This is a genomic window from Demequina ureilytica, from assembly GCF_048553575.1.
Taxonomy (GTDB): Bacteria; Actinomycetota; Actinomycetes; order Actinomycetales; family Demequinaceae; genus Demequina.
The window spans coordinates 449,213-464,450 of record NZ_JBLZIE010000003.1; the positions used below are offsets into that span (position 1 = coordinate 449,213).

Consider the following 15,238-nt stretch of genomic DNA (forward strand, 5'->3'; position numbering starts at 1 on the left):
GCCCAGGTCCATGAGTCCCGCCACTTCCGTGATCGACCACGACGGCCGCGGCGACATGCTGCTCCGCGTCGACAGCGTCGACTTCGTGCGTGGCGGCACCACGATTCTCGACGACGTGAGCATGACAGTCCGGCGGGGACAGCGGTGGGCGCTCATCGGGCCCAACGGAGCCGGGAAGTCGACCCTCGTGTCACTGCTGGGCGCGGTCGCTCATCCGACCCGTGGGACGGTCGAGGTGCTGGGCTATCGGCTGGGTCGCGTCGACGTGCGCGAGCTGCGTGCCCATGTGGGCCTGGTCACGTCTCGCCACGACCTCAGGAGCGACCTCGATCCGTTCTCCGTAGCGCTCACGGGCGCAACGGGCACTCTCGAGCTCGTGCCGCGGTGGCAGCCGGCGAACGCCCAAGTGGAGCGCGCCCGAGCGCTACTGACGCAGTTCGGCGTCGACCCTGATCGTGGACTGCGGTGGTCGACCATGTCTCAGGGAGAGCGGGGTCGCACGCTGATTGCGCGAGCGTTGATGCCCGACCCAGCGGTGCTGCTGCTCGACGAGGCGACCACGGGCCTGGACGTGGCGGCACGCGAGCAGCTCCTCACCACTCTCGACGATCTCGCGGCATCACACCCCGCGCTGGGCATCGTCACCGTGACCCACCACTTCGAAGAGCTGCCGGCGTCGACGACCCACGCCGTGCTGCTGCGTGCCGGCAAGGTGGTGGCGGCAGGCACGGCCGACGACGTACTGACCACAGGGCTGGTCAGCACGGCATTCGCTCATCCGATCCAGATCGCACGCACGAATGGTCGTTGGACGGCGCGCGCAGCATCGGCCTGACCGGCCAGGACCGCGACTGGCCTGCTCGGGCGCCGACCACTCAGGTCATGACGCGTCTACGACGAGCCACGGCACCTGGAGCTCCTCGGGAGTGAGCGATCCGTGCATGCCGATCAACGCCATCGACTTCGGTGACTGCGTGCGGGAGTCGACAACGGTCGCTCGGCCGGCCATGGCGACCACGACATCGCCCACGCGGTCCGCCACCTCGTCGAGCAGTTCGCCGAACAGCCCGTCCACGCGTGCCTCCTCGCGCGTCCATACCATCGCTTGACCTGACAGGCCCTCGCGCCATCGGGCAGCAACGTCCTCAGGGTCCACCCCCGGCTCCGTGTGCACGTGCAGCGCACGCGGCTCCCCCGCAATCAGGTCGACGCCTTCTCTCAGCGCCGCATCGGTGGCGACGTCCCACCGGGCGGCGCCGGGCACATCCACCATTCCGTGATCGGCAGTGACCACCATGACCGCGTCGCGAGGCAGGCCCTCCGCGAGCCGTCTGAGCTCCCGATCCGCGTCCTCGAGGGCCGTCACCCACTCCGAGGAACCCCAGCCGTGCTGATGGCCGGCGGCGTCAATCTCGCCCCAGTAGCAGTACGACACCCCGGGCTCTCGAGCCGCCGTGAGGGCCGTGTCGATGCGTTCCGAAAGCCGCTCCGCACCCACGAACCGGCCGCCCCGAAGAACTGCTTGAGTGAGACCCGAGCCCGCGAAGCGGCGGCGGCCCAAGGTGGTCACCGGGAAGCCGGCCTGAGCGGCACTCTCAAGGAGCGATGGCTGCCGCTGCCACTCGGAGGCCTCATACGCGCCTTCCCACGACACCAGGTTCGCGAGCCCTCCCGTGCGGGGATTGCGCGCCGTGTATCCGGTCAGACCCGTGCGCCCCGATGGCTGCCCGGTGCCGAAGAGCGCGAGTGACGCCGCGGTCGTGGTGGGGTATCCCGCGGTGATCACGCCCTGCTCAGCGGAACGTAGGAACGGCGCGTGACCGCGGCGCGCGTCGAGGGCCAGATGCCCCAGCCCGTCGAGCAGCACCACCACCACGTGACGTGCGGTGCCGAGGCCCAGCCGGGCTCGGTCCGCATCGGCGTCGCGGTGCTGGACCACGTGGCCGGCTCCCACTGCGGAGAGAGCGGCGGGCAGCACCGCTCCGAGCTCGCGCCCCCCGTAGTCGGGCAGGCTCAGGCCGAGCGAGGCCAGCTCGCTCGCGCGGCTCACCCTCGCGGCCCGATGACCCGCTGCAGCGTCGCCGCGAAGTCCTCGAGCGCGCGCACCGTCTCGACCCCATCCGCGATGGCGCTCACGCGGACCAGGGTGTCGTCACCCGTGATGCCGCCGGTGTAGCCATGGTCCGCCTCACAGTTCTCGTCGCCGCAGTTCGCGGGCTCGAGCTCGACACGGGAGTGCACGCCCCACCCGACTGCCAGCACGAGCTCGCTCGGCGAGTCTCCGTCGCGGAAGTTCTCGGGGTGGTGCACCACGTGCGTCATCGCCATGTTCGAGATGGACGTCAACAGAGCCGTCTCCACCGTGGCAGAGGCCTCGTGTGCGCCCTCGGCACTGTGGCCGGAGCCATCGTCCATGTGCACCCGAATGAGCCGGGAATCGGTCACTACCAGCACCGTCATGTGCCGGCGCACCTCGCGGTCGTCGAAGGTGGTCTCGGCGTGAACGAAGTGCGCTACCACCGACTCGTCGCGGATCGCGTTGCGGAGCACGGAGTTCGCGAGGGCCGGGTAGTACCCGGCGACGGCGACCGCCTGGTCGAGCGTGTGAGACATGGGGGCTATTCTTCCACTTCACCGGCGGGGTGACCACTCGCACCGCGTGGCACCGCCGTCCGGCACCGCCACAACGCGACAATGCGTGCAGCCCCAAGACCACCCTTTCGTAAGGAGAGACATGGCAGTCACGCCCGATGCGCAGATCGTGGACATCGACGTGCAAGCCGAGATGGAGGCGTCGTTCCTGGAGTACGCGTACTCGGTCATCTACTCGCGGGCACTGCCCGATGCCCGTGACGGCCTCAAGCCTGTGCAGCGGCGCATCATCTACTCGATGGGTGAGATGGGTCTTCGACCCGAACGCGCGCATGTGAAGTCCTCGCGCGTGGTCGGCGAGGTGATGGGAAAGCTTCACCCTCACGGCGACACCGCGATCTACGATGCGCTGGTGCGCATGGCGCAGCCGTTCTCGTTGCGACTGCCGCTGGTCGATGGCCACGGGAACTTCGGGTCGCTGGACGACGGCCCCGCCGCCTCGCGATACACCGAGGCCCGCATGGGACCCGCGGCGCGCGCGATGCTCGCCGACCTCGACGAGGACGTCGTGGACCTGGTCCCCAACTACGACAACAAACTCACGCAGCCGTCCGTGCTGCCCGCGGCGATCCCGAACTTGCTCGTCAACGGCGCATCGGGCATTGCGGTGGGCATGGCGACCAACATGGCTCCGCACAATCTGGTCGAGGTCGTCTCCGCCGCTCGTCACCTGCTCGCGAACCCGCGCGCGGACCTCGACGAGCTGATGCGGTTCGTGCCCGGGCCCGACCTTCCAGGCGGCGGCAAGATCGTCGGACTCGATGGCGTGCGCCAGGCCTACGAGACGGGCAAGGGGGCGTTCAAGACTCGCGCGACCAGCCGCATCGAGAAGGTCACGCCGCGTCGCCAGGGAATCGTCGTCACCGAGCTTCCTTACCTCGTCGGTCCTGAGAAGGTCATCGAGAAGATCAAGGACGCGGTGTCCGCCAAGAAACTGCAGGGCGTCACCGCGGTGACGGACCTCACCGACCGCAAGCACGGCCTGCGCCTGGTCATCGAGATCAAGAACGGATTCAACCCCGAGGCGGTGCTGGAGCGGCTCTACAAGCTCACTCCCCTCGAGGAGTCCTTCTCGATGAACAACGTGGCTCTCGTCGCTGGCGAGCCGCGCACGTTGGGGCTCAAGGAGATGCTGCAGGTGTGGGTCGACCACCGCATCGCCGTGGTCAAGCGCCGCTCCGAGCACCGCCTGCAGACCCGCAAGGACCGACTGCACCTCGTCGACGGCCTCCTGGTCGCGATCCTCGACATCGACGACGTCATCCAGATCATCCGCTCGTCCGAGGACGCGGGCGAGGCGCGCGAGCGACTGCGCACCGCGTTCGACCTGTCGGAGATCCAGGCCGACTACATCCTCGAGCTGCGCCTGCGCCGCCTCACCAAGTTCTCGCGCCTCGAGCTCGAGAACGAGAAGTCCCAGCTGCTCGCCGAGATCGCGGAGCTCGAGGAGATCCTCGCCTCCCCCACCCGCCTGCGCGAGGTGGTCGGCCTCGAGATGGACGCCGCCGCCGCCGAGTACGGCACGGCCAGGCGCACCATCCTCCTGGCCGAGGCCGGCGTCGTGTCCTCAGCGGCGTCCACGCCGGGCGCGGCCAAGGCCGCCCCGCTCGAGGTCGAGGACACCCCGTGCTTTGCGCTGCTGTCCGCGACCGGTCTCGTGGCCCGAACTGCGGACGACACCCCACCGGCGCGCGAGGGCAGGCGCAGTGCCCACGACGTGCTGCGTGCTGCGATTCCCGCATCGGCGCGTGCCGACGTGGGTGTCGTGACCACTCGCGGCCGCATCGTTCGCCTGTCGCTGTTGGAGGTGCCGGCGCTCGCTCCGACGGGCGAGCCGCCTTCGCTGGGAGGCGGTAGCCCCCTCGCGGAGCTCGTGACGCTGGACAAGGGCGAGGAGCCCGTCACCCTGGTGCCGCTCGGTGCCGACGCTCCCCTCGCGATCGGCACTGCGGCGGGAATCGTCAAGCGCGTCAAGCCCGAGCCCGCGCCGAACAAGGACGCGTGGGAGGCCATCGCGCTGCAGGACGGCGACGCGGTCGTGGGGGCGGCGCTCGCCGGCGACGACGCGGTGCTGGTGTTCGTTGCGGACGACGGCCCGCTGCTCCACTTCCCCGCCGGCAAAGTGCGCGCGCAGGGCCGCTCGGGCGGCGGGATGAGCGGGATCAAGCTCACGCCTGGACGGCGAGCGGCATACTTCGGCGTGGTGGACAGTCCGGCCGATGCGGTCGTCGTCACGATCGCGGGTTCGTCGGCCGCTCTTCCCGGCACCACACCTGGTTCGGCCAAGGTCACCCCGTTCGCCGAGTACCCGGGCAAGGGCCGCGCGACCGGCGGCGTGCGCGCGCATCGCTTCCTGAAGGGCGAGGACGCGCTGATGGCGGCCTGGGTGGGCACGGCTCCCGCAAGAGCGACCTCGGGCGCTGGACAGCCCGTCGAGCTACCGGCCGAGCACGGCAGGCGCGATGGGTCAGGTCTCCCGCTCGCGGCGCCGGTTCACGGGATCGGCTGACGTCAACGGCCCCTTCAAGTGGCGCATGCGCGTCGACGAGTTCGGCCCGGGGTCAGTGGTCGAAGGCCCATTCGCGGTCGGTGACCAGCTTGGCGCCGACCAAGCCGACCATGATCGACAGCACCACGAGGATGACCTGCAGGATGCCGGCCGTCGCCGACGTGAAGTCCCCGCTGTTCAGTGACACCAGAGCCTCGTGAGCGGACACGCCGGGGATCATGACGAGCACTGCGGGCACCGAGAGTGTGATGACCGGGAACCTACCGCGCCACGCTGCAGCAGCGGCCAGAATGCCTACCAACAGGCATGCGACCGCGGTAGCGGCCTGGATCGGCACCTCGCCGTCGATCGCTGCCATGCGGAGAGTGTTGGCCACCATGCCGATCCCGGCGGCCGTGAGACCGATCCGCCAAGGGCTGTTGAACATGAACGCGAAACCCGCCACGCCCACTGCCGACGCCGCTGCCCAGATGACCAGCTGCCACCCCCACGGGATCTCCGCATCGACCCGCGGCGCTGTCGTGAGGCTCGACAGCAGCGATACGGCCCACACGCTCACCCCCGCCGCCATGGTGATCATCGTGCCGAACGCGATCCGCTGGATGCCCGACTGGAGGTCCATCTTCGCCATGTCGAGGGCGCCGGTGATGAGCGCAAACCCCGGTAGCAGGAAGAGCACCGAGGAGATGTAGCCCGCAGCGTGAGTGTCGAGCGTCGTCCCAGTCCAGTTGAGCAGCCCGATCCCCGCGACGTACACCGCGGCAGCGATGGCGGCTGCGGCCAGCGTCGTGCCGAAGGGATTGAACTCGCGGTGGTGGAAGGCGCGCCGGGTCAACTGGCCCAGTGCTGCCGCGAGGAAGACCACCGCGACCTCCCATGGCATCGCATGGTTGAGGACGGCGAACGCCGCACATGCGACGCCGGCGAAGGAGGCGTTCGCGAGCGCCGGGTACAGGCTCCCCCGCTCTTCGATCTCGTCGAGCGCGCGGTGGATCTCCGCGGGCGTGGTGCGGTGCGGGAGCGTGCGGCGCAGCCGATCAAGGTGCGCGAGCCGATCGCTGTTGACCGAGAACGAGCGATTCTCAGCGACCTCGGTGCGGAAGATGCGCCCGCGGTGCGAGGTCGCCGCGATGTCGGTGAGCGCTACCTGGTTCACGTGTGTGTCGACGCCCAGCGACGAGGCGACGGCGCGCATCGACTGCTTGACCCGATAGCTGGCGGTGCCGGCTGCCAGCATCATGCGGCCGGTGCGGATGATGGCGCCGGACTGCTCGATGAGCGAGACGGGCTCGAGCGACTCCTCGGGGTCCGCGATTGCACGCACCTGAGTGTCGTCGGGGTTCTGGTCGGATGTGTCCGCGGCTTCAGTCACGTGGCCATTGTGGCGCATCCCGAGATGCGCGTGGCGGGACCAACAGACTGTGCGCGGCGTCCGCGAGGATCAGCTGCGGATCGATCCCGCCGCGAGCCGCGCATCGGCGACCGCCTCCCACTGGCGGGCCCTCCTGCGAGCCTCGAGCACCACGCTTCCGGCGCCCACCGCCGTGGCGGCGCTCGCCGCGGCGAGTCCGCGCATGCCGAGCAGGCCGAAGGCCACCGTGCCCACCGCGCCGATCAGCGCCATGCCCCCGACCCCCGCGTACGAGCTGGCGTAGGCCTTGAGCTCGGCGACGGCGGCGACGTCGTCGCACGCGAGGATCGCATCGGTGTCGCTTCTCGTCAGGGGCATCGGCCCGAGCGGAGAGGCTCCCATGTCTGGCAGTCCCGCGTCACGGTCGAGATAGAGGGGCACTCCCCATACTGCGGCGGCATCGACACTTCCCATGGCGTTCTCCTTGCGGCTCTCACGGCAGACGGTGCGGGGCAACGGTGCCCGCGTCTCGAGGAACGTCACGTGGCGGGAACTTCTTCCCGCGGACGCCGCGCCGCTCAACCCTCCACCAGCTGCGCGAACACCACGATGTTGTCGTCGAAGTGACCGATCGACGAGTCGAACTCGCCGCCGCAAGTAATCAGCCGCAGCTCCGGCGCATCGGTGTTCGCGTAGACCGCGACCGTCGGGAACTCGTCCTTATCGTGCTGCTCCAGGCGCGTGACCTCGAAGTCCACCTGGCTGCCGTCCTCCTGGTGGACGGTGACGATGTCTCCCCGTTCCAGCTCCGTCAGGCGGAAGAAGACAGAGGGGTCGCCGTTCCAACTGACGTGACCGGCGATGACCGCCGGACCCACTGCGCCAGGGCGAGGCCCGCCGGAGAACCATCCGGCCAGGTCCGTGTCAACGGGAGTGGCGAGGCTGCCGTCCTCTTGAGTGTTCAGCTGCTCGAGCTGGGTGTCCACGTCGATCTCAGGGATGCTGAGAGAGATCGGTAATCCCTGCGGTGCGCGCGGCTCAACCTCGACCTCGGGCGAGCTCGGCGCGGCGGGGGCCGTGCCGGATGCGGTCACGGGCTCCGACGGGCCGGATGTCGAAGGCGAGGCGCTCGGCGACGATGCAAGGGGTGCAGGCGCCTGCACCCGTAGCGAGTCCACTGCCACCGCTGTGGCGCCGAGTGCGACCACTCCGCAGGTCGCGGCGATGATGAGCGCTGTACGTCGATTCACGATGCCTCTCCTCGTGTGGTGCGAGCGTTGGCCGGCCCGAACCCGCCATTCGGCGAGCCCGGGCCGGCGGTCCGTGGTGTCGGTGCTTACTGCTGCACGCGACGACGGCTGTAGGCGGCGAAGCCAAGGCCGGCGACGGCGGTCACCGCTGCGGCCGAACCGAAGGCGACCGCGGTCGAGGTGCCTGCCGCGGCGTTGCCGGTGTCCACTCCGCCGATAGGCGCTGCGGACTGCGACTCACCGAAGGCGCCGCACGTGGCGGGGATGGTGGCCTCGAGCGGGAGCGACTCGTCGAGCGAGGAGACGGCCTCGCCGTCGTACTCACCCGAACCGTCAATGTCGAAGCCGTGCTGCACGAGGTGCATGTTGCTCAGCGAGTCCGCGACCTCCTGCGACACCTCGAAGGTGCGGCTGTAGTCGAGGTCCCCGTTGTCATCCGCAACCGGGAAGCGGTCCACGGCGAGCGCGGAGTCGCCGGAAGTGTCGCCTTCTGTCGTCAGCGACACCATGACGCCGCCATACACGGACGCGGCCTCGACGGTGCTGAGCAGTCCATCGCCATCCTCATCGAGCTCCTCAACGTCTGCTGGCGTGGGGCACATGAAGTCGGTGCCGTCGGTCGCGCCGTGGAGGTGCTGGGCGTGCGGAGCACCAGGCGTGAAGCCGGTGCCTTCGATCTCGACGCGCACGTTGGTGCCGTCGACGGTGACCATCGCGGTCGACTCGGCGCCCGAGCCGTTGAACTCGTCGAGCGTCGCGTTGTACCCCTCGGCCGCAGCAGCGCCCGATGCGCCGGCGGCGAAGAGTGCGGCCGTACCGGCCGCCACGAGTGTGGTTCGCAGAATCCTCATAATGCTTCCTTCCGTCGAGGACCGGCGATCTGCCGGCCCCTCCCGGAAAGCCCACGGCGACGTCCATGTCGACGCTCCCCGCAAGGACTCTCCACCCGAGGTTCGCCCGGGTGGCCGCGGCGGATTGGTCGGATCTGCTAGATGTCGATGCGCGCGGTGTCGAGGTTCTCCGCACCGGCGACGATGAAGTCACGTCGGGGAGCGACCTCGTTGCCCATGAGGAGCTCGAAGACCCGCTCCGCGTTCTCGGCGTGGGCCGCGGTGATGCGGCGCAGCGTACGGTGCTCGGGATCCATGGTCGTCTCCGCAAGTTGGTCGGCGTCCATCTCGCCCAGCCCCTTGTAGCGCTGGATCTCGTCCTTGAACCGGCGACCGGATCGCTTGAGATCGCGCAGCGTCTCGTTGAGCTCCTTCTCGGAGTACGTGTAGATGTACTCCTTCTCGCGGCGCGGGGAGCCCATCACCTCGATGCGGTGCAGCGGCGGCACCGCAGCGTAGACACGGCCTGCGTCGACGAGAGGTCGCATGTAGCGGAAGAACAGCGTCAGCAGCAACGTGCGGATGTGGGCGCCGTCGACATCAGCGTCAGTCATCAGAATGATCTTGCCGTAGCGCGCCTGCTCGAGGTCGAAGCTGCGGCCCGAGCCGGCTCCGAGGACCTGAATGATGGACGCGCACTCCGCGTTGTGGAGCATGTCGGTGACGGATGCCTTCTGGACGTTGAGGATCTTCCCGCGGATCGGCAGCAGCGCCTGGAAGTCCGAGTGACGCGCCAGCTTGGCGGTGCCGAGCGCCGAGTCGCCCTCGACGATGAACAACTCCGACTGCTCGATGTCGTTCGACCGGCAGTCGGCGAGCTTCGCCGGCAGTGAGGACGTCTCCAGCGCGTTCTTGCGTCGCGAGATCTCCTTCTGCTTGCGTGCGGCGATGCGCGCGCGCATCTCAGCGACGATCTTCTCGAGCACCGTGTTCGTCTGAGCCTTGGTGTCGCGCTTGGCCGATGTCAGAATGGCCATCAGCTCTTGCTCCACCACCTTGGAGACGATGCCGCGCACGGGTCCCGTGCCGAGCACCTCCTTGGTCTGGCCCTCGAACTGCGGCTCGGGTATCCGGACGGTGACGATGGCGGTCAGCCCCGCCATGATGTCGTCCTTCTCCACCCGCTCGGCGCCGTCCTTGCCCGTGAGCTTGAGGCGGCGGGCGTTGGTCTCGATGACCTTGCGCATCACCTTGGTCAGGCCCGCCTCGAAGCCTGCATGGTGGGTGCCACCCTTAGGGGTGGCGATGATGTTGACGAACGAGCGCACCTCGGTCTCGTAGCCGTTTCCCCACCGCAGCGCCACGTCCACCAGACAGTCGCGCTCGATGTCCTCTGAGACGAGAGTGCCGTCGTTCTTGAGCACGGGTACCGTCTCGCGGAAGGTCCCCGTGCCCTTGAGCTCCCAGGTGTCGGTCACAGCGACGTCGTGACCGATGAAGTCGACGTAGTCCTTGGGCCCCCCGTCATAACGGAAGCTCTCCTCCGTGTGCTCGAGAGGGTTGCGCTCGTCGCGCACCTTGAGCGTCAACCCCGGAATGAGGAAGGCCGTCTGGCGCGCCCGGTCGATGAGGTCTTCGAACGTGAAGCGAGCGCTCTTGTTGAAGATCTGGCGGTCCGCCCAGTAGCGCACGCGTGTCCCGGTGCGGTTCTTGGGGACCTTGCCGATGGTGTCCAGCTTGGAGCCGGTGACGAACGGCGCGAAGTCGGAGTCGGGGCTCGGACCCGCAGCAGGGTCGTTCCACTGCCCCGGCTCGCCGCGCCGGAACGCCATGTGATGGGTCTCTCCGCCGCGATCGACCCACACATCGAGCCGCTCGCTGAGCGCGTTCACCACCGATGCGCCCACACCGTGCAGGCCCCCCGAGGCCGCATACGAGCCGCCGCCGAACTTGCCCCCCGCGTGCAGCTTGGTCATCACGACCTCGACGCCGGTGAGACCGGTCTTGGGCTCAATGTCGATGGGGATGCCGCGACCGTGGTCTCGCACCTCGACGGAATCATCGGGGTGGAGGATGATGTCGATCGTGTCGCCGTGACCGCCGAGCGCCTCATCCACCGAGTTATCGATCACCTCCCACAGGCAGTGCATGAGCCCACGAGAATCGGTCGTGCCGATGTACATGCCGGGTCGCTTGCGCACCGCCTCGAGGCCCTCGAGGACGGACAGGTGTCGTGCGGAATAGTCTGATGCAGCCACGGGACCCAAGGATAGGCGTCCCGAGTGACGCGCCGATGCGGGCGCGCCGCATCCGCGGTGCCGCCCGTCCCGAAGTCGGCTGCCGCATCGGCCGCCTTGGAATCCTGGGCCCGATGCGGCGGTTGACTGAGTGGAAGGAGGACGCCATGACGACTCACGTGCACGACTCCCCCACCCAGACCGATCGAATCCGCCAGGTCACGGTCGCGCTCGGAGCAGCGTTGGCGATCGCCGCCGCGGCTTGGGGCGCGGGAGCGTTCGGAGGAACCCCCATCGCTGAGGCTGCCGACGGCGCACTGGACGCGGACGCGACCCTGCTCGCTCCCGCATCGGGTGCCTTCGGAATCTGGAGCGCCATCTATGCGGGCCTTGCGCTGTTCGCGATCTACCAGGCTCTGCCGGGCCGGGGAGCGGACGACCGCCTGAGGGCCGTGGCATGGCCGGTGCTCGCGTCCATGGTGCTCAATGCCGCCTGGATCGGCGCGGTGCAGGCAGGTTGGCTGTGGCTCTCGGTGGCCGTCATCGTTGCCCTCGTTGCCGTGCTGGCATGGGTGGCCGTGACGCTGCTGCGCATCGCGCCCGCGTCATGGTTGGACCGCCTGGCCACCGATGTGCCCGTCGGCCTCTATCTCGGGTGGGTGTCGATCGCCACCGCGGCGAACATCGCGGCGACCGGTCGCGATTCCCTCGGTGCCGCTCCTGACGACGGCGTCGCATTCGCCGTCGTGGTGCTGGTGGCTGTCTCCGCCATCGCGGTGACCTTCGCGGTGAAGATGCGCGGCCGCCCCGCACTCGTCGTCGCCGCCGGGGTCGCGATGGCGTGGGGCCTGGCATGGATCGCGGCCGCCCGTGCCGCCGGGGAGCCCGGGAGCCTGGCCGTGATGTGGGCTGCGGGGCTCGCCGCCGTGGTGGCCTTCTGCGCGCCCTTCGCGGTCTTCGACTTCTCGCGTGACCGGCCACCGCGGCCCACCGGCAACGGCCGCATCGCACCCTAGTCGGTGGGGCGGTTGCGCACCGTCGTCATCGCGATGTTGTCGTCCTTGACGAAGAATCCGAGATCGTCGTACAGTTCGCGGCCCATCGGGCTGGCGTGCAGCTCCACGACCTCGATCCCGCGCTTGTCGGTCTCGTGGAGAAGCGCCTCCATGACCAGCCTGGCGTAACCCTTGCGCTGGTGCTGCGGCGCGGTGGAGACCCACTGGACGTAGCCCATGTGGTGCGCGAGAGCGCCTGGCCGGGGAAGCCGCGGCGCGATGTTGACCAGCCCACAGCACGCCAGGCCTCCCTCCGGAGCATCGATCACCATGCCGATGAGGTCCCGGCCAAGCCGGGCGCGCACCACCCGCGTCGCGTCCACCGCCCACATCGGGGTCGGCTTGGCTCCCACGGCCTTATACATGAGCGCACCGAGGTGGACGATCTCGGCGGCATCCGCCGAGGTTGCGAGCCGGACGGCGGTCACCTCAGCGCCAGATCACGGCGATGGCGATGTTCACGAGCGTGAGCAAGCCGGCGAGTGCCCAGAACCGGCCCACGTGCTCGCTGCGCCTGGCACCGACCTCGACAATGCCCGCCACCGCCAGGGCGACGATCAGCTTGAAGGCGAGTTTGACGTGATCAGGCGCGTCCTCGCCTGCGTAGGCGACGCCGGCAAGCGCAAGTCCCGTGACGATCTGGGCCCGCGCCCCCCACACCATCACCGTGGTGATGCGCTTGGACTGGGCGCGCCATTGATCCAAGAACGGCCCCAGAATCGCTGCCAATCCGACGAAATGCAGGATCAACAGGGCGTAGCGAAGCGCGTTCATGGTTTCTTAGCCTTTCGTGACGACGCCCCGATGCTATCGCGCCGGGCTCGCCGGGCGTCGCGAAACGCCCGCGTAGCATGAGGCCCGTGAGCCCTCCCCCTGCGCACCGTCGGTCCACCTCGGTCGGGGCGGCGGCCGTCCTCACCGGCGCTTTCCTGTTCGGCTTCAACGGGTCGATGTCGAAGGTCGTGATGCAAGCAGGGATCACGCCCGAGCAGCTGACCTTCTTCCGCGTGCTCGGCACGGCGGTCATCGCCGGAGGGGTGCTACTCGCCACGGACCGGTCCCAGTTCCGACTTCCGCGCCGCGACCTCGCATGGTTCGCCGCCCTGGGAATCGGTGGCCTCGCAATGGTGCAGTGGCTGTACTCCGTCGCCATCTCGCTGTTGCCCGTCGGTGTCGCGCTGCTGTTCGAATACACGGCCGTCGTGCTCATCGCACTGGTTGCGTGGGGCCTGTTCAAGGAACGGGTGCACCCGCGGCTGTGGGGCGCGATCGTTGCGGTCCTGGTGGGCCTCGCGGTGGTCGCTCAGGTATGGGATTCGCCGCTGTCTGGGGTCGGCGTGCTCGCGGGCCTCGGAGCCGCCGTCGCCTACGCGTTCTACTTCCTGGTGGGCGAGAGATCGGTTGCCGGCCGCCCGCCCATGGCGGTGGCGTTCTGGGCCGCCACCTTCGCGACGGTGTTCTGGCTGCTGCTCTCCCGCTGGTGGGAGACGCCGCCGAGCGCTCTCGTCCGGCCCGTGTCCTTCGGCGGGAGCCTCGACGCCTTCGCGGCACCCATGTGGATCCCGCTCGCGCTCATCGTGGTGCTCGGCGGCTTCGCGCCCTTCACCTTGATCTTCATCTCGCTACGCCACATCAGCGCGACCGCGTCGGGGATCCTGGCCTCCTCTGAGGTGCTGTTCGCGTTCGCGGTCGCCTGGTTGTGGCTGGGAGAGACGCTCAGCGCTGGACAGCTGTTCGGGGCGGGCATCGTGCTGGTGGGAATTGTCGTGGCGCAGACGGCGCGCGAACGCAAAGAAGGCACGCCAGCTCCCGATGGCTTCGGGGCGGGCGTGCCTCCAGAGGCACCCTGAGGGTGTGAGTCAGTCCAGGCGCTGTTAATCCAAGTAGTCGCGCAGCACCTGGGAGCGCGACGGGTGGCGCAGCTTGGACATCGTCTTCGACTCGATCTGACGGATGCGCTCGCGGGTGACCCCGAACACCCGCCCGATCTCGTCAAGCGTCTTGGGCTGACCGTCGGTGAGCCCGAACCGCATGCCAACCACGCCGGCCTCGCGCTCGCTGAGCGTGTCCATGACCTTGGTGAGCTCCTCCTGCAGGAGGGTGAAGCCCACGGCGTCCGCCGGCACCACTGCCTCTGAGTCCTCGATGAGATCACCGAACTCGCTGTCGCCGTCCTCGCCGAGCGGGGTGTGCAGCGAGATGGGCTCGCGGCCGTACTTCTGCACCTCGACGACCTTCTCGGGCGTCATGTCGAGCTCACGGGCGAGCTCCTCGGGGGTGGGCTCTCGGCCCAGGTCCTGGAGCATCTGACGCTGGACGCGCGCCAGCTTGTTGATGACCTCGACCATGTGCACCGGGATGCGGATGGTGCGTGCCTGGTCGGCCATCGCTCGGGTGATCGCCTGGCGAATCCACCACGTGGCGTACGTCGAGAACTTGTAGCCCTTGGTGTAGTCGAACTTCTCGACCGCACGGATCAGGCCGAGGTTTCCCTCCTGGATGAGGTCCAGGAACAGCATGCCGCGTCCCGTGTAGCGCTTGGCGAGCGAGACCACGAGCCGGAGGTTGGCCTCCAAGAGGTGATTCTTGGCGTGACGCCCGTCGTTGGCGATCCACTCGAGCTCGCGTCGCATCGCTGCGGGGAGCTTCTCGCCTGCGGCGATCTTCTCCTCGGCGAACAGTCCGGCCTCGATCCGCTTGGCGAGATCGACCTCCTGCTCGGCGTTCAGCAGGGCCACCTTGCCGATCTGCTTGAGGTAGTCCTTGACCGGGTCCGCGGTGGCACCCGCGGTCATCACCTGCTGCACGGGAGCGTCGTCCTCGGTGTTGCCGAGGACGTAACCCGTCTTCTCGTCCTCTTCCACGACCACCGCCGGCTCGTCCTTGGCGTCCTTCTCGTTCGCCTCGTCCTGGTCAGCGTCGTTCGTGGGCTCGTCCTTCGTTGAGGCCGCTGCCCGCCTCGCCTTGGTCGCAGCCGACTCCGCGGCCTTCGTAGTGCGCGCCTTCGTGGCGGCGGGTCGCTTGGCGGGTGCCTTCTTCGCGGCGGGCTTGCGAGCGGTGTCGGTGGCCTCGTCCTGTTCTGGGGCGGACTCGGCGGTCGTCGACGACGAGGCCTTCTTCGCGGCTGAGGTCTTGCGGGCGCTGGATGCGGCTGCGGTAGTCGTGGCCTTCTCCTTCATATCGGCCGCCTGGTGGCGGACGCGGGCGAGGTCGTGGTGTCCTCGTGGGTGCGAACGCGCAATGCGTCCGCCGAACGTGGTGGAATATGCGCGGTGTCGTCCAAGAGCTCACAGCGCTCGGATGAGGTGTTGAGCACTGAGAACCTCTCAACGTGGAATAGGGAACTTGGAGGCC

At 68.7% G+C, this 15,238-nt stretch carries 14 protein-coding genes; 4 read left to right on the forward strand and 10 right to left on the reverse strand.

The window, feature by feature from the left end:
• Positions 1–10: 10 nt before the first annotated feature.
• Entirely contained in the window at positions 11–835 is an 825-nt protein-coding gene (locus tag ACNI3K_RS11570; protein WP_419392046.1) for an ABC transporter ATP-binding protein, read from the forward strand.
• 45 nt (positions 836–880) lie between these two features.
• Here the strand turns inward: ACNI3K_RS11570 and ACNI3K_RS11575 are convergent, their stop codons facing one another.
• Positions 881–2,050, reverse strand: a complete 1,170-nt coding sequence (locus ACNI3K_RS11575; protein WP_419392047.1) for an alkaline phosphatase family protein — start codon at positions 2,048–2,050, stop codon at positions 881–883.
• Positions 2,047–2,613: a DUF5998 family protein gene (locus ACNI3K_RS11580; RefSeq protein ID WP_419392048.1), complete on the reverse strand. Its 567-nt coding sequence runs from the start codon at positions 2,611–2,613 to the stop codon at positions 2,047–2,049. Before ACNI3K_RS11580 ends, ACNI3K_RS11575 begins: the two co-directional genes overlap by 4 nt.
• Before the next feature lie 121 nt (positions 2,614–2,734).
• Between ACNI3K_RS11580 and ACNI3K_RS11585 the strand changes: the two genes are divergently transcribed.
• Positions 2,735–5,161, forward strand: coding sequence for a DNA gyrase/topoisomerase IV subunit A (locus tag ACNI3K_RS11585; protein WP_419392049.1), 2,427 nt, complete (start codon positions 2,735–2,737; stop codon positions 5,159–5,161).
• Positions 5,162–5,213: 52 nt separating this feature from the next.
• Here the strand turns inward: ACNI3K_RS11585 and ACNI3K_RS11590 are convergent, their stop codons facing one another.
• From ACNI3K_RS11590 to ACNI3K_RS11610, 5 genes are all read right to left on the reverse strand, one after another.
• The gene (locus ACNI3K_RS11590) at positions 5,214–6,533 is read right to left on the reverse strand and encodes a threonine/serine exporter family protein (protein ID WP_419392050.1); all 1,320 of its coding nucleotides are present in this window, start codon (positions 6,531–6,533) and stop codon (positions 5,214–5,216) included.
• A gap of 69 nt (positions 6,534–6,602) precedes the next feature.
• Positions 6,603–6,986 carry a hypothetical protein gene (locus ACNI3K_RS11595; RefSeq protein WP_419392051.1) on the reverse strand — a complete coding sequence of 128 codons (384 nt, stop codon included), beginning with the start codon at positions 6,984–6,986 and terminating at the stop codon, positions 6,603–6,605.
• A 104-nt stretch (positions 6,987–7,090) separates the two neighbouring features.
• Positions 7,091–7,762 (reverse strand): class F sortase, encoded by a 672-nt coding sequence (locus tag ACNI3K_RS11600; protein ID WP_419392052.1) that lies wholly within the window; start codon positions 7,760–7,762, stop codon positions 7,091–7,093.
• 86 nt (positions 7,763–7,848) lie between these two features.
• On the reverse strand, positions 7,849–8,613 hold the full coding sequence (locus tag ACNI3K_RS11605; protein WP_419392053.1) for a hypothetical protein: 765 nt from the start codon (positions 8,611–8,613) through the stop codon (positions 7,849–7,851).
• A gap of 137 nt (positions 8,614–8,750) precedes the next feature.
• On the reverse strand, positions 8,751–10,850 hold the full coding sequence (locus ACNI3K_RS11610; protein WP_419392054.1) for a DNA gyrase/topoisomerase IV subunit B: 2,100 nt from the start codon (positions 10,848–10,850) through the stop codon (positions 8,751–8,753).
• 146 nt (positions 10,851–10,996) lie between these two features.
• On the opposite strand from ACNI3K_RS11610, the gene ACNI3K_RS11615 reads away from it, so the two are divergent.
• Positions 10,997–11,845: a TspO-related membrane protein gene (locus ACNI3K_RS11615; protein WP_419392055.1), complete on the forward strand. Its 849-nt coding sequence runs from the start codon at positions 10,997–10,999 to the stop codon at positions 11,843–11,845.
• Here ACNI3K_RS11615 and ACNI3K_RS11620 read toward each other — a convergent pair.
• Entirely contained in the window at positions 11,842–12,312 is a 471-nt protein-coding gene (locus ACNI3K_RS11620) for a GNAT family N-acetyltransferase (RefSeq protein ID WP_419392056.1), read from the reverse strand. The genes ACNI3K_RS11615 and ACNI3K_RS11620 overlap by 4 nt on opposite strands.
• A gap of 1 nt (position 12,313) precedes the next feature.
• Entirely contained in the window at positions 12,314–12,658 is a 345-nt protein-coding gene (locus tag ACNI3K_RS11625) for a hypothetical protein (RefSeq protein ID WP_419392057.1), read from the reverse strand.
• 86 nt (positions 12,659–12,744) lie between these two features.
• Here ACNI3K_RS11625 and ACNI3K_RS11630 point away from each other — a divergent pair, with 86 nt between their 5' ends.
• Entirely contained in the window at positions 12,745–13,734 is a 990-nt protein-coding gene (locus ACNI3K_RS11630; RefSeq protein ID WP_419392058.1) for an EamA family transporter, read from the forward strand.
• Between the two features lie 24 nt (positions 13,735–13,758).
• Here the strand turns inward: ACNI3K_RS11630 and ACNI3K_RS11635 are convergent, their stop codons facing one another.
• On the reverse strand, positions 13,759–15,126 hold the full coding sequence (locus tag ACNI3K_RS11635; protein WP_419392154.1) for an RNA polymerase sigma factor: 1,368 nt from the start codon (positions 15,124–15,126) through the stop codon (positions 13,759–13,761).
• Between the last annotated feature and the right edge of the window lie 112 nt (positions 15,127–15,238).

Bases quoted from the DNA above. Each gene is read 5' to 3' on its own strand.
- ACNI3K_RS11570 (WP_419392046.1), top strand. From the start codon at position 11: ATGAGTCCCGCCACTTCCGTGATCGACCACGACGGCCGCGGCGACATG.
- ACNI3K_RS11580 (WP_419392048.1), bottom strand. From the start codon at position 2,613: ATGTCTCACACGCTCGACCAGGCGGTCGCCGTCGCCGGGTACTACCCG.
- ACNI3K_RS11585 (WP_419392049.1), top strand. From the start codon at position 2,735: ATGGCAGTCACGCCCGATGCGCAGATCGTGGACATCGACGTGCAAGCC.
- ACNI3K_RS11595 (WP_419392051.1), bottom strand. From the start codon at position 6,986: ATGGGAAGTGTCGATGCCGCCGCAGTATGGGGAGTGCCCCTCTATCTC.
- ACNI3K_RS11605 (WP_419392053.1), bottom strand. From the start codon at position 8,613: ATGAGGATTCTGCGAACCACACTCGTGGCGGCCGGTACGGCCGCACTC.
- ACNI3K_RS11615 (WP_419392055.1), top strand. From the start codon at position 10,997: ATGACGACTCACGTGCACGACTCCCCCACCCAGACCGATCGAATCCGC.
- ACNI3K_RS11625 (WP_419392057.1), bottom strand. From the start codon at position 12,658: ATGAACGCGCTTCGCTACGCCCTGTTGATCCTGCATTTCGTCGGATTG.